The following is a 12,502-nucleotide window of genomic DNA, read 5'->3' as shown; positions in this document are numbered from 1 at the left end:
GCAACTTCAAGCATCTACGGGTGGATCGCCTGAGTTAATGTCGGCGGGTAGGCCAATGGAGAACACGGCAGAACACCGCAGGCACGCTGCGGGCACACCGAAGGGGGCGGCCGATGACCCGCAAGGAGCGCTGGCAGACGTTGCTGGATCTGCTGGTGGAGCGGGGCGAGCTGGAGGTGGAGCCGGCCGCCGAGGCCCTCGGCGTGTCCGCCGCGACCATCCGCCGCGACCTCGACCAGCTCGCCGAGCAGCAGTTGCTGGTCCGCACGCGCGGCGGCGCGGTGCTGCACGGCGTCAGTTACGAACTGCCCCTGCGCTACCGGACCTCGCGCCGCGCCGCCGAGAAGCGCCGCATCAGCGAGGCCGTGGCCGCCCTGGTCACCCCGGGCGAGGTGATCGGTCTGACGGGCGGCACCACGACCACCGAGGTGGCGCGGGCCCTGGCCGGGCGCCCGGACCTGTCCAGCGGCTCCCCCGCGCTGACGGTGGTGACCAACGCCCTCAACATCGCGGGTGAGTTGGTGATCCGGCCGCAGTTCAAGATCGTGCTGACCGGCGGGGTGGCCCGCCCGCAGTCGTACGAGCTGACGGGCCCCCTCGCCGAGCAGGTGCTCGGGCAGCTCGCGGTGGACACGGCGGTGCTCGGCGTGGACGGCTTCGATCCGGCGGACGGCGCGGCAACCCGGCACGAGGACGAGGCCTCGGTGAACCGCCTGCTGTGCGAGCGGGCCCGCCGGGTGGTGATCGCGGCCGACTCCAGCAAGCTCGGCGTGCGCGCCTTCGCCCGTATCTGCGCGACCTCGTCGGTGGACGTCCTGGTGACGGACACCGGCCTGACGACGGCGGACGCCGAGGAATTCGCGGCGGCGGGCGTGGAGGTCGTGCGGGTATGAGCGACACGACGGGCGGCGACGCCCTGCACCTCACGGTCCTCGGCAGCGCCACGCCGTATCCGAGTGCGGACAACCCCTGTTCCGGCTACCTGGTGTCCGGCGGGGGCACCCGGGTCTGGATGGACGCCGGCAGCGGGACGCTGGGGCCGTTGCAGCGGTACGTCGGGCTGGGCGAGCTGGACGCGGTCTGGATCTCGCATCTGCACGCCGACCACAGCGCGGACCTCCTCACGGCGTACTACGGCCTGCTCTTCGCCGACGTGGCACGTGCGGCGCCGCTGCCGCTGTTCGGCCCGCCGGGCACCGCCGACCGGCTGGCCGGGTTCCTCACCAACGGTGTGGCGCGCAGTCCGGTCGAGTCCGCCTTCGCGGTTCACGAGCTGTCCGACGGGCACCGGGCGCGGGTGGGCGCGCTCACGCTCACCAGCCGGGCGGTGGCCCACGGCATGCCCGCCTTCGCCGTACGCGTCGAGGCCGGCGGCCACGCGTTGGTCTACTCCGGGGACACGGCGCCCTGCCCCGCGCTGACGGCACTCGCCGAGGGGTGCGACGTACTGCTCTGCGAGGCCGAGAGCGCGCGGCACCCGGCACCGGACGAGGCCGGGCACCTCCACCACACGCCCGAGGAGGCCGGGCGGACGGCGGCGGCCGCGCGCGCCCGGCGGCTGGTCGTCACCCACGTGGGCCGCGGCCTCACCCCGCAGGAGGCGGTGACCCGCGCCTCGGCGCACTACGACGGGCCCGTCGACCACGCCGCGCCCGGTGCCGTCTTCCCGGTCGGCTGAGCGGGCCGGCTCCGGCGCCCCGTCCGCGCTGCGCGCTCCGGCCTCCCGGCTCCGCCGTTCAGGCCCCGCCTGTCAGTGCGCCGGCAGTCTCTCCGACTCCCGGACGAGGGCGGCCAGTACCGGGGCGATGAGCGGGTGGGTCTCGCCGCCGCGGCGGGTGGCGGCGAAGACCCGGCGGGTGGCGGCCGGGCCGGCGACCGGGCGGACCTGGACCTCCTTGAGGTCCATGCCGCGCAGCGCCGAGCGCGGTACGAGGGCCACTCCGGCCCCCGCGCCCACCAGCGCCGTCACCGCCCGGAAGTCGTCGGAGGAGTGGACGAACCGGGGCTGGAACCCGGCCAGTTCGCACGCCAGCAGCGTCACGTCATGGCACGGATTGCCGGGGTACTGGCCCACCCAGTCCGAGTCGGACAGGTCCGCCAGCGACACCGCGGGCAGGTCGGCGAGCGGGTGCCCCGAGGGCAGTACCGCGTCGAAGGGCTCCGCGTACAGCGGCAGGACCGACAGCCGGCCGTCGTCCGCGCCCGGCCCGCCCCGGTACTCGACCGCCAGGGCCACGTCGGCCTCGCCGTCGAGCAGCAGCGGCAGGCTCTGGTCGCCCTCCGCGTCCCGTACGCGCAGCCGGATCCCCGGGTGGTCCAGCGCGAGCCGGGCGATGGCCGGAGCCAGTACCTCGGCGATGCCGGTGGCGAAGGCGGCCACCGTGACCTCGCCGGCCGAGCCGCCCGCGTACGCCGCGAGTTCGGCCTCCGCGCGCTCCAGCTGGGCCAGCACCTCGTGGGCGTGGCCGAGCAGGATCTCACCGGCCGCCGTGAGCCGTACGCCCCGGCCGCTGCGGGTGAGCAGCGCGTGGCCCGTCTCCTGTTCCAGCGCCGCGAGCTGCTGGGAGACGGCCGAGGGGGTGAGGTACAGGGCTGCGGCCGCGGCGGTCACCGTACGGTGGTCCGCCACGGCCCGCAGGATGCGCAGCCGGCGGGGGTCGATCACCCCGCCATTGTCTCAGGACGCGGAGCTCTCTCAGGACCCGGAGGTCACTCAGGCCCCGGTGGTCGCGAGCGCCGCACGGGCGTCCACGAACGCCGCCACCGCGCGCTCCACGTCGGCCGTCGAGTGCGCCGCCGAGAGCTGCACGCGGATGCGCGCCGCGCCCATCGGCACCACCGGGTAGGAGAAGCCGATCACGTACACGCCGCGCTCCAGCAGCAGCTCGGCCATCCTGGCCGCCTCCGCCGCGTCGCCGATCATCACCGGGGCGATGGCGTGGTCGCCGGGCAGGATCTCGAATCCGGCCTCGGTCATCTTCGTACGGAAGAGCGCGGTGTTCGCGGCGAGGTGCTCGCGCAGGTCGCCGGCCGACTCCAGCAGGTCGAGGACCTTGAGGGAGGCCGCCGCGATGACCGGGGCGAGGGAGTTGGAGAAGAGGTACGGGCGCGAGCGCTGGCGCAGCAGCTCGACGATCTCGGCGCGCGCCGCGACGTAGCCGCCGGAGGCACCGCCCAGGGCCTTGCCGAGGGTGCCGGTGATGATGTCGACGCGGTCCATGACCCCGTGGAGTTCGGGGGTGCCGCGGCCGCCGGGGCCGACGAAGCCGACGGCGTGCGAGTCGTCGACCATGACCATGGCGTCGTAGCGCTCGGCCAGGTCGCAGATTTCCGCGAGGGGGGCGACGTAGCCGTCCATGGAGAAGACGCCGTCGGTGACGATCAGCTTGCGGCGGGCGCCGCCCTCGGTGGCCTCCTTGAGCCTGGTCTCCAGCTCCGCCATGTCGCGGTTGGCGTAGCGGAAGCGGCGGGCCTTGGAGAGGCGGATTCCGTCGATGATCGAGGCGTGGTTGAGGGCGTCGGAGATGACCGCGTCCTCGGCGCCGAGGAGGGTCTCGAAGACACCGCCGTTGGCGTCGAAGCAGGAGGAGTAGAGGATCGTGTCCTCCTGGCCGAGGAAGGCCGACAGGCGTGCCTCCAGCTCCTTGTGCACCTCCTGCGTGCCGCAGATGAAGCGGACGGAGGCCATGCCGTAGCCCCAGCGGTCCAGCGCGTCCTTCGCCGCGGCGACGACCTCGGGGTGGTCGGCCAGTCCCAGGTAGTTGTTGGCGCAGAAGTTGAGGACCTCACCCGCGGCGCCGCCCGCGGTCACGGCGACCGCGGCGCTCTGCGGGGTGCCGATGACGCGCTCGGGCTTGTGCAGGCCGGCGGCGCGGATCTCGTCGAGGGTGGCGCGCAGGTCCTCGCGGACGGACTCGAACATGGTGCGGTTCTCCTTGTGCGGTGTGCCGTCCGGCGGAGCGGAGGCGGACGGGAGAGGGCCGGACCCCGCGGAGGGGGCAGGGTGTGCGGGGCCCGGCCGGAGGGAGATGGTCCAGTGGGAAGGGAGGGCGGTTACGCCGTCCAGTCCAGGATGATCTTGCCGCTGCGGGCGGTCGAGGCCTCGTCGAACGCCGCCTCGAAGTCGCGGTGCGAGTAGCGGCCGGTGATGACCGGGCTGAGGTCGAGCCCGCCCTCCAGCAGCACCTGCATCGCGTACCAGGTCTCGAACATCTCGCGGCCGTAAATGCCCTTGATCGTGATCATCGAGGTGACGACCTTGGCCCAGTCCACCGGGAACTCCTGTGCGGGCAGGCCCAGCATGGCGATCCGGCCGCCGTGCGTCATGTTGTCGATCATGTCGCGCATCGCCTCGACGCGGCCGGACATCTCCAGGCCGATGTCGAAGCCCTCGCGCAGGCCGAGCTGCGCCTGCGCGTCGGCGATGGAGGACTCGGCGACGTTCACCGCGAGCGTGGCGCCCGCCTTGCGGGCGATCTCCAGCCGCTCGGGGCTGACGTCGGTGATGACCACGTTGCGGGCACCTGCGTGCCGGGCCACGGCCGCCGCCATGATGCCGATCGGGCCGGCGCCGGTGATCAGTACGTCTTCGCCGACCAGCGGGAAGGACAGCGCGGTGTGCACGGCGTTGCCGAACGGGTCGAAGATCGCTGCCACGTCCAGGTCCACCGCGGTCCGGTGCACCCACACGTTCTGCGCGGGCAGGACCACGTACTCGGCGAAGGCGCCGTCGCGGCCGACCCCGAGTCCGATCGTGCTGCGGCACAGGTGGCGGCGCCCGGCCAGACAGTTGCGGCACTTGCCGCACACGAGGTGGCCCTCGCCGCTGACCAGCGCGCCGACCTCGATGTCGCGGACGTCCGCGCCGAGGGCGGCGACCTCGCCGACGAACTCGTGACCGAGGACCAGCGGGGTCTTGACGGCGCCCTGCGCCCAGCCGTCCCAGGACCGGATGTGCAGGTCGGTTCCGCAGATGCCGGTGCGCAGCACCTTGATCAGCACGTCGCCGGGGCCGTACTCGGGCTCGGGGACGTCCATGAGCCACAGACCGGGCTCGGCCTTGTGCTTGACGAGTGCCTTCATGGGGGTGGCTCCAGGCATGCGGAAGGGGGCGCCGCGAGCGCGGGGGCGCGGGCGGCGTCGGTGAACGGAACCAATCTGCCGAGCGGCGCGGTGATCAGTCCATCGAGACTTTCTTAAGCGGGCCGACAGTCCAGCTTCACGCCTATGCTCCTCACGTGACGGGGCAGGGGCAGGGGCCCGGGCCGGCGACGGCCGGGGGAAAAGGGGAGGTGAGGGGCGTGCCGAGTCTGCGCAGCAGGGCGTTGTCGGTGGCGCTGATCGCGGCGGGACGGCGAAGACGGTTCGCGAGCGCCGAGGCGGTACGGACCCGGGTGGCCCAGTCCGCCCGCCGGCCCGCTTCCCATCTGCCGCCGCGCGGGCTGGGCCGGGTCGCGGACATCTCGCGGACCTTCGTCGGGGCCTGGCCGGTGTACGACGTCTCCCCGCGCGGGACCGAGCCGGCGGCCCAGGTGCTGTACGTGCACGGCGGCGCCTACGTCAACGAGCTGGTCCGCCCGCACTGGGCGATGGTCCGCACGCTGGTCACGCGGGCGCGGGCGCGGGTCGTCGTACCGGCGTACATCCTGGCCCCGCGCGGGACGGCCGACCGGACGGTCCCGGTCGCCGCCGACCTGCTCAGCGGTCTGATCGCGAGCGGCGGCACGGGCGGGACGGTGCTCCTCGGGGACTCCGCCGGGGCCGGGCTGGCACTGGCCGCCGCCCAGCGGCTGCGCGAGCGCACCGGGGCGCAGCCCTCCAGGATCGTGCTGATCTCGCCGTGGCTGGACGTGAGCATGAGCCATCCGGACCAGGCGGGCATCGAGGCGGACGATCCGATGCTGGCGCTTCCGGGGCTGCGGGAGGCCGGACGCCTGTACGCCGGGACCCTGGCCGCCGACGATCCGCGGGTGAGCCCGCTGCACGGGTCCTTCGAGGGGCTGGCGCCGCTGACGGTCTTCACCGGGACCCGGGACGTGCTGACCACGGACAGCAGGGAACTGGTGCGCCGGGTGCGCGCGGGCGGGGCGGAGGTGGAGTTCCACGAGGAGGCGGGGCTGCCGCACGCCTACCCGCTGCTGCCGCTGCCGGAGGGTCGGGCGGCGCGCGACCGGATCGTCGAGCTGATCCGGTCGGCGGCGGAGCTGTGACACCGGCACCCTCTAGGCGACGCAGGTCATCAGCGAGCTGATCGGCCAGGCGCGGTACGCCGTCCAGTACGCCTCGTCGCGTACGTGATCGGCGGGCGGGGTCCGGTTCGGCTGCCAGCCGACGGTGCTGAAGCCCGCCTCGACGGCGGCTTCCGCGAGGTCGGCGTGTGACCACTCGCGGAACTCGAAGGGCACAGGCGGGTCGGTCAGGAAGTGCGCCTTCAGCAGGGGCGCGTCGCCGCTCCGGACCCGGTCGAGGATGCGGACCCCGTACGGCGACCAGTCCACGCGGGGGAACGCGCCGGCGTTCGGCACGATGGCGAGCAGGCGTCCGCCGGCGCGCAGGCTCGCCCGGACGGACCGGAACACCGCGTGCAGCTCCTGACGGTCGGGCGTGTGGTGGAAGGGGTAGAAGGCGGTGGCGAGGTCGAAGGGGCCGAGGTCGGGAAGGCCGGCGGGGTCGGAGACGTGGTACTCGATGTTCTCGGTGGCCGGCCGGTCCTGCCCCGCCCCGTGCTCCCGGGCCAGCCTGATGATCTCCTCCGAGATGTCCACGCCGACGGTCCGCCGGGCGCCGCCGCGGGCCAGCAGCCGGGTGTTGAAGCCGTACCCGCAGGCGAGGTCGAGGGCGTCGAGCCCGCGGACCCCGCCGAGCGCGTCGATGGCTCCGTGCAGCGTGTAGGTGTCGGCCGCCGAGAAGGCGGCGGTGGTCCGGGACTCCGCGTAGCGCTCGCCGATGGTGTCGTACTGGAACCGCATGCTCTGCCTTCCGGTGGCCTGCCGGTGGGGTGGGTGGGGTGGGTGGGACGCGTGCGTATCGTGCCCCGCGGCGCGTCCGGGGTAAGGGCCGTACACCCGTCCGTCCCCCGGACGAGGGATGCGGTCGGCCTACAGCCGCCGGGCGGCCGGGTCTTCGCGTACGGAATGCGGCTCGGGCTCCGGCGCCTCCGCCGACCCGTCCGTCGGCCTGTCGCTCGGCAGGTCCGTCGGCATGCCGGTCGGCATGTCCGTAGGCAGGGCCGTCGCCGCGACCCCCGGCAGCAGCTCGCGCATGCAGGTACGCAGCCAGGCGTGCGCCGGGTCCGCCTCGTGGCGCGGGTGCCAGGCCATGCCGAAGGGCAGCGTGGGCAGATCGAGCGGGATCTCGAAGGTTTCCAGGCCCAGCGCGGCGGCGAGCGGTACGGACTGGGTGGTGAGCAGGCCGACGAGGTCGCTCTCGCACAGCACGAACAGGGAGGCGGGGAAGGTGCCCACGCTGCCCACCACCCGGCGGGACAGACCCTGTTCGGCCAGGGCGGTGTCCACCGGCCCCTGCAGACGGCCGCGCCGGGAGGCGGTCAGGTGCTCGGCGGCGGCGAACCGGGGCGCGGTGATCCGGCCGCGGAGCAGTGGGTGGCCGCGCCGGACCACGGCCAGCATCCGCTCGTCGGCGAGGCGCTCGACTCGCACTTCGGGGGAACGCGTGTCGACGACGCCGAGTTCCAGGTCGGCGACGCCCTCGCGCAGCGCCGGGACGTCCACGTGGCTCTCCCCCAGGAAGCGCGGCCGCACCCCCGGCGCCTCGCGGGTCACCCGGGTGAGGAGGGCGGCTCCGTAGACCGCGGTGAAGGCGTCGTTCGCCAGCACGGTGAAGGTGCGGGTGAGGGTGGACAGGTCCACCTGGCCGCCGGTGAGGAAGAGGGCGCGGGCCCGTTCCACGACGGCCCTGACCTCGCCCTGGACGGCGAGGGCGTGCGGGGTGGGCACCATGGTCCGCCCGGCCCGGACCAGGACGGGGTCGCCCAGGGCCTTGCGGATCCGGCCCAGGGTCCGGCTCATCGCGGGCTCGGAGAGGTGCAGCCGGGCCGCGGCCCGGGACACGCTCGCCTCCTCCAGGAGGACGTCCAGGGCGACGAGGAGATTCAGGTCCAGACCGGATCCGGTTCCGGCCCCGCTTCCGGCACTGGTTCCGCCTCGGGTTCCGGATTGCGTCATGCGCATTCATCCCTTGCATAACTTGCACTGGAAAGCAGGTCGCCCCAACTCTACGGTGGAGCAGAGGCCTTGACCCCTCGCCGCCTCTTCACCCTCTTTCCACCGACTCCTGGAGGAGCCGTGCTCCGCCCTGCCCTGAAGCGGGATCCCGCCGCGCCGCCCGCGCCCGCTCCGACCGCCCTCACCCGGCCCGCGCTGCTCACCCTGTGCGCCTGCGTCCTGGTCGCCCAGGGCATGGTCGCCGCCGTCAACCTGCTCATCCCGCAGCTCGCCGCCTCCGCCCTGCGTCCGAGCCCGGGCGAACTGCTGTGGGCCGTCGACGCCTACGTCATCGTCTTCGCCGCGCTGCTGATCCCGGCCGGAGCCCTCGGCGACCGGTACGGGCGCAAGGGCGCCCTGCTGGCCGGGCTCGGGCTGTTCGCCGCGGGCGGGGCCCTCAGCGCCCTCGCACAGGCCCCGGCCGTACTGATCGCCGGCCGCGGCCTGTGCGGGGCCGGCGCGGCCCTGATCATGCCCGCCACCATGTCCGTCCTGGTCCACCTGAGCCCGCCCGGGCAACGCGGCCGGGCCCTGGCCACCTGGACACTGGCCGCGGGCCTCGGGGGCCTGGCGGGCAATGTCTGCGGCGGCCTGGCCGGGGAGTACCTGACGTGGCGGGCCCTGTTCTGGGCCGTCGTCCCGCTCGGCGCGCTGCTCGCGCTCGCGGTCGCCCGTACGGTCCCCCGTACGCCCTCGCGGCCCGACGCCGCCGTCGACCCCGTCGGCGCCGCGCTGCTCGCCGGAGCGCTGCTCACGGTGGTCTACGGAATCATCGAGGGGCCCGCGTACGGGTGGGCCTCGGTACGCGTACTGACCGCCTTCGCCGCCGGTGCGGGGCTCCTCGCGGCCTTCACCGGCCACGCCCTGCGCGCCGCCCGCCCGCTGTTCGACCCGCGGATCTTCGCCTCGCGCAAGCTGCGCGCCGGGGCGCTGGGCATCGGCACCGGCTTCTTCGGGCTCTTCGCCCTGTTCTTCGTCAACGCCCAGTACCTCCAGTACGCGAAGGGCTTCTCCCCCGCCGAGACCGGCCTCGCCATCGTCCCGCTGACCGTCGGCATGGCCCTGGTGCCCCGGTTCGGCGCCCGGCTCCAGGAGCGGACCGGGCCCCGGCTGCCTGTCGGTGCCGGGCTCGGCCTCATCGGCGCGGGGCTGCTGCTGGTCTCCACCGCCGACGCGGGCACCCCGTACGCCCTGTACGCGCTCTACCTGCTGGTGCTGTCCGTCGGCACCGGGCTGTGCGCGCCCTCCCTGACCCTGACCGTGGTCGCCGAGCTGCCGCCGCACCAGGCCGGGCTGGGCTCCGGGCTGAACACCGCGGCCCGGGAGATCGGCGCCGCCCTCGGGGTGGCGGTGGCCGGCACGGTGCTGGCCTCCCGGTTCCACGGGGACCCGACGGATCCGGCGCAGGTCGCCGCCTTCACCGACGGGATGGGGGCCGCGCTGCGCACGGTGGCCGTGGTGCTGCTCCTGGCGTCGGCCGCGGTGGTGGCGGGGTACCGGGACGCCGGGCGGGACCGGGCCGGGCGTCCGGGTGCGGGCACCACCGCCGAGGGCGCATGCTGACGGTGTGACGGCGAGACCGGACGGTGGCGGCCCCGCCCCCGATGCCACGACCCAGGTGCTCGCCCGGGCCTCCGTCGACGCGGTTACGGCCGTCGGCGGGTACGCGGGCGGGGTGTACCTGCGCTCCCGCACCGAGGGGCTGCTCCGGATGGCCGTGCTCACGGGCCTCCCCGGGCCGCTGTTCCGGCCCTGGTGGCGGATGCACGTCAACCGGCCCTACCCGGTGGCCGAGGCCTACCGCTCCGGGCAGGCCGTACACCTGCCCGACGTGGAAACGGCCATGCGCCGCTTTCCCCAGCTGATGGCGGGGCTGCCGTTCCCCTTCGGCTCGCTGTACGAGCCGGTGACGGCCGGGACCGAGCGGTTCGGCGTCCTGCTGGTCCTGCGCGAGGCGACTCCCGGGGTACCGGTCGGCGCGGTGGAACGCGAGCGGCTGCGCGAGGTCGCGGACCGGCTGGCCCAGGAGCTCGCGGCGCTGACGGCGGCCGGGGCTCCGGTGATCTGGGAGGGCGACCCGCTGCTCGTACGGCCGCCCGGACCGGCCGGGGGCGGCGCCGCCGAGGCGGGCGCACGCGAGGCCGTGGACCGGCTCGACCAGGCCGTGCTGTCCGTGGACCGGCAGGGTGGGATCGGCTTCGTCAACACCGCCGCCGAGAACCTGCTCGGCCTCAGCAGGCCGCAGCTGCGCGGACGGATACTGTGGGAGGCTCTGCCCTGGCTCGGGCACCCCGCGTACGAGGACCACTTCCGGGCCGTGTTCATGTCCACCGAGCCGGTGCACTTTCCGGCCCGGCGCGGCCGGCACCCGCCCGGTCAGTTGCTGTCGGTGGACCTGTACCCCAGCGCCGACGGGGTCACCGTGACGATCGGTGCCACCGAGAAGCCCGCCTACGCGCCCGCGTCGATGGTCCAGCCGGGCGCGGGACTCGGTTCGCCCGCCGACCGGGCCGCCGCGCTGTACCGGCCGGTGGCCCTCGCCATCGCGCTGACCGAGGCGGTCACGGCCCGCCAGGTGTCGGCGGTGGTCACCGACGAGCTGCTGCCGGCCTTCGGCGGCCGCCAGCTGGCGATCTACCTGCTGGACGAGCGGCATCTCCACCTCGCGTGGGAGACCGGCTTCCCCAAGGGCTTCCTGAACCGGTTCGACGGGGTCGCGCTCGACGTGCGGCTGCCGGGCGTGGAGACGCTGACCACGGGCCGGCCGCTGTTCTTCGAGTCGATGGAACACCTGGCCGCCGCCTACCCCGGCATCCCGCTGGACGCCCATACCGGAGCCCGCGCCTTCCTGCCGCTGATCGCCTCCGGCCGCCCGGTCGGCTCGTGCATCCTCGGCTTCGACACGCCCCGCGGCTTCAGCCCGGAGGAGCGTACGGTGCTGACCGCCCTGGCCGGGCTGATCGCGCAGGCCCTGGAACGGGCACGGCGCTACGACAGCGAGGCGGCGCTCGCCCGGGGGCTCCAGGCGGCCCTGCTGCCGCACCGGCTGCCGGTGCGCGAGCACGTGGACACGGTGGGCCGCTACCTCCCCGGCACCCAGGGGATGGACGTGGGCGGTGACTGGTACGACGTCATCGAGACCGGCGGCGGGCGGCTCGCGCTGGTCATCGGGGACGTCCAGGGCCACGGCGTGGCGGCCGCGGCGACCATGGGCCAACTCCGCAGCGCCGTACGGGCCTTCGCGCTGACCGGCAGCACCCCGGACCAGGTGGCGCGCGGTACGAACCAGCTGCTCAGCGACCTGGACCCGGGCCAGTTCGCCAGTTGCTGCTACGTGGTGCTCGACCCGGCGTCGGGCTCCGCCCATGCCGTCCGGGCCGGGCACCCCCAGCCGCTGCTGCGCCACCCCGACGGGCGGACCGAGGTACTGGACCTGGCGGGCGGGCTGGTGCTCGGCGTCGACCCGGAGGCCGCTTACCCGGTCACCGAACTGCGGCTGGCGGTCGGTTCGGTGCTCGCCCTGTACACGGACGGGCTGGTGGAGAAGCCGGGCACCGACATCGACGCCGGGGTGGAACGGCTGCGGGCGGCGCTGGCCGCGACCGGGCCCGTGCCGCTGACCGAGACGGCCGACCGGCTGATCGGCGAGGCGGGCGGCAGCGACGACCGGCCGGACGACATCGCCCTGCTGCTGGCGTCCCGCACTGGCGGGGCCCCCTGAGGGCTGTCCCGCAAGCCCCCGCGGGCGCGCGCCGCTACCGGGGGTCCCGGCCGGCCGCCAGGGTGAAGGAGTGGCCCGCCGGGTCGCTGAAGAGGCGGGCGTCGCGGGGGCCTTCGCCGGTGGCGGGCGACAGCGGGCGGGCGCCGAGCGAGACGGCTTCCCGCTCGGCCTCGTCCAGATCCGCGGGGGCGACCAGGATGCGCAGGTGTGCCTGCTGGGAGTCCTCGGGACGCGGCCAGCTCGGTGGTGCGTAGCCGTGGTCCCGGTGCACGGCCAGGTGGACGCCGGCTCCGCCGACGACCTCGACCGTGTCGGGCCCCTCCCCCGGCCGGACCTCCGCGCCGAGCAGGTCGGCGTAGAAGAGGGCCAGCGACTCCGGCTCGGCGCAGTCCAGTACGAGAACGCTCGTCTTGGCGACAGTCATGGACCGCGGATACCCGCGGACTCCGTCCGTACGCCCACACCCGCGCCCACCCGTACGCTCGGCCGCACTCCGCCTCCGGCGCTGTCAGTGGCACTTGGTAGAACTGCTGTCGCACCGTCCGCCCGTCCGAGCGGA

At 74.6% G+C, this 12,502-nt stretch carries 11 protein-coding genes; 5 read left to right on the top strand and 6 right to left on the bottom strand.

All coding sequences use genetic code 11. The annotated features are described in order from the left end of the window. The first annotated feature begins 113 nt into the window (after window positions 1–113). Entirely contained in the window at window positions 114–893 is a 780-nt protein-coding gene (locus AB0D48_RS10320) for a DeoR/GlpR family DNA-binding transcription regulator (RefSeq protein WP_362393190.1), read from the top strand. Next, window positions 890–1,678, top strand: a complete 789-nt coding sequence (locus AB0D48_RS10315; RefSeq protein WP_362393187.1) for an MBL fold metallo-hydrolase — start codon at window positions 890–892, stop codon at window positions 1,676–1,678. Before AB0D48_RS10320 ends, AB0D48_RS10315 begins: the two co-directional genes overlap by 4 nt. A 72-nt stretch (window positions 1,679–1,750) precedes the next feature. On the opposite strand, the gene AB0D48_RS10310 is transcribed toward AB0D48_RS10315, so the two are convergent. The 3 genes from AB0D48_RS10310 to tdh all read right to left on the bottom strand — a co-directional run bounded on the left by AB0D48_RS10310 (window position 1,751) and on the right by tdh (window position 5,082). Next, window positions 1,751–2,665: a LysR substrate-binding domain-containing protein gene (locus AB0D48_RS10310; protein ID WP_362393184.1), complete on the bottom strand. Its 915-nt coding sequence runs from the start codon at window positions 2,663–2,665 to the stop codon at window positions 1,751–1,753. Window positions 2,666–2,713: 48 nt separating this feature from the next. Next, entirely contained in the window at window positions 2,714–3,922 is a 1,209-nt protein-coding gene (locus AB0D48_RS10305; RefSeq protein ID WP_362393181.1) for a glycine C-acetyltransferase, read from the bottom strand. Between the two features lie 131 nt (window positions 3,923–4,053). Continuing rightward, entirely contained in the window at window positions 4,054–5,082 is a 1,029-nt protein-coding gene (gene tdh, locus AB0D48_RS10300; RefSeq protein WP_362393178.1) for an L-threonine 3-dehydrogenase, read from the bottom strand. 218 nt (window positions 5,083–5,300) lie between these two features. Here tdh and AB0D48_RS10295 point away from each other — a divergent pair, with 218 nt between their 5' ends. Continuing rightward, entirely contained in the window at window positions 5,301–6,209 is a 909-nt protein-coding gene (locus tag AB0D48_RS10295) for an alpha/beta hydrolase (protein WP_362393175.1), read from the top strand. A gap of 12 nt (window positions 6,210–6,221) precedes the next feature. On the opposite strand, the gene AB0D48_RS10290 is transcribed toward AB0D48_RS10295, so the two are convergent. Both AB0D48_RS10290 and AB0D48_RS10285 read right to left on the bottom strand, forming a co-directional pair. Further along, complete coding sequence (locus AB0D48_RS10290) at window positions 6,222–6,968, bottom strand: class I SAM-dependent methyltransferase (RefSeq protein WP_362393172.1); 747 nt, start codon at window positions 6,966–6,968, stop codon at window positions 6,222–6,224. Window positions 6,969–7,097: 129 nt separating this feature from the next. Further along, window positions 7,098–8,183 (bottom strand): LysR substrate-binding domain-containing protein, encoded by a 1,086-nt coding sequence (locus tag AB0D48_RS10285; RefSeq protein ID WP_362393169.1) that lies wholly within the window; start codon window positions 8,181–8,183, stop codon window positions 7,098–7,100. 120 nt (window positions 8,184–8,303) lie between these two features. Here AB0D48_RS10285 and AB0D48_RS10280 point away from each other — a divergent pair, with 120 nt between their 5' ends. Both AB0D48_RS10280 and AB0D48_RS10275 read left to right on the top strand, forming a co-directional pair. Next, window positions 8,304–9,785 (top strand): MFS transporter, encoded by a 1,482-nt coding sequence (locus tag AB0D48_RS10280; RefSeq protein ID WP_362393166.1) that lies wholly within the window; start codon window positions 8,304–8,306, stop codon window positions 9,783–9,785. 4 nt (window positions 9,786–9,789) lie between these two features. Further along, window positions 9,790–11,943 (top strand): SpoIIE family protein phosphatase, encoded by a 2,154-nt coding sequence (locus AB0D48_RS10275; RefSeq protein WP_362393163.1) that lies wholly within the window; start codon window positions 9,790–9,792, stop codon window positions 11,941–11,943. A gap of 34 nt (window positions 11,944–11,977) precedes the next feature. Here AB0D48_RS10275 and AB0D48_RS10270 read toward each other — a convergent pair whose 3' ends face one another. After that, window positions 11,978–12,367 carry a VOC family protein gene (locus AB0D48_RS10270; protein WP_362393160.1) on the bottom strand — a complete coding sequence of 130 codons (390 nt, stop codon included), beginning with the start codon at window positions 12,365–12,367 and terminating at the stop codon, window positions 11,978–11,980. Window positions 12,368–12,502 lie beyond the last annotated feature (135 nt).

This window comes from Streptomyces sp. NPDC048269, assembly GCF_040652395.1.
Lineage (GTDB): Bacteria > Actinomycetota > Actinomycetes > Streptomycetales > Streptomycetaceae > Streptomyces.
This window is presented reverse-complemented; position numbering and strand designations above follow the sequence as displayed.

Coding starts and splice junctions, on each gene's coding strand:
- AB0D48_RS10270 (WP_362393160.1), bottom strand. CDS start 12,367: ATGACTGTCGCCAAGACGAGCGTTCTCGTACTGGACTGCGCCGAGCCG.
- tdh (WP_362393178.1), bottom strand. CDS start 5,082: ATGAAGGCACTCGTCAAGCACAAGGCCGAGCCCGGTCTGTGGCTCATG.
- AB0D48_RS10290 (WP_362393172.1), bottom strand. CDS start 6,968: ATGCGGTTCCAGTACGACACCATCGGCGAGCGCTACGCGGAGTCCCGG.
- AB0D48_RS10315 (WP_362393187.1), top strand. CDS start 890: ATGAGCGACACGACGGGCGGCGACGCCCTGCACCTCACGGTCCTCGGC.
- AB0D48_RS10320 (WP_362393190.1), top strand. CDS start 114: ATGACCCGCAAGGAGCGCTGGCAGACGTTGCTGGATCTGCTGGTGGAG.
- AB0D48_RS10305 (WP_362393181.1), bottom strand. CDS start 3,922: ATGTTCGAGTCCGTCCGCGAGGACCTGCGCGCCACCCTCGACGAGATC.
- AB0D48_RS10285 (WP_362393169.1), bottom strand. CDS start 8,183: ATGACGCAATCCGGAACCCGAGGCGGAACCAGTGCCGGAAGCGGGGCC.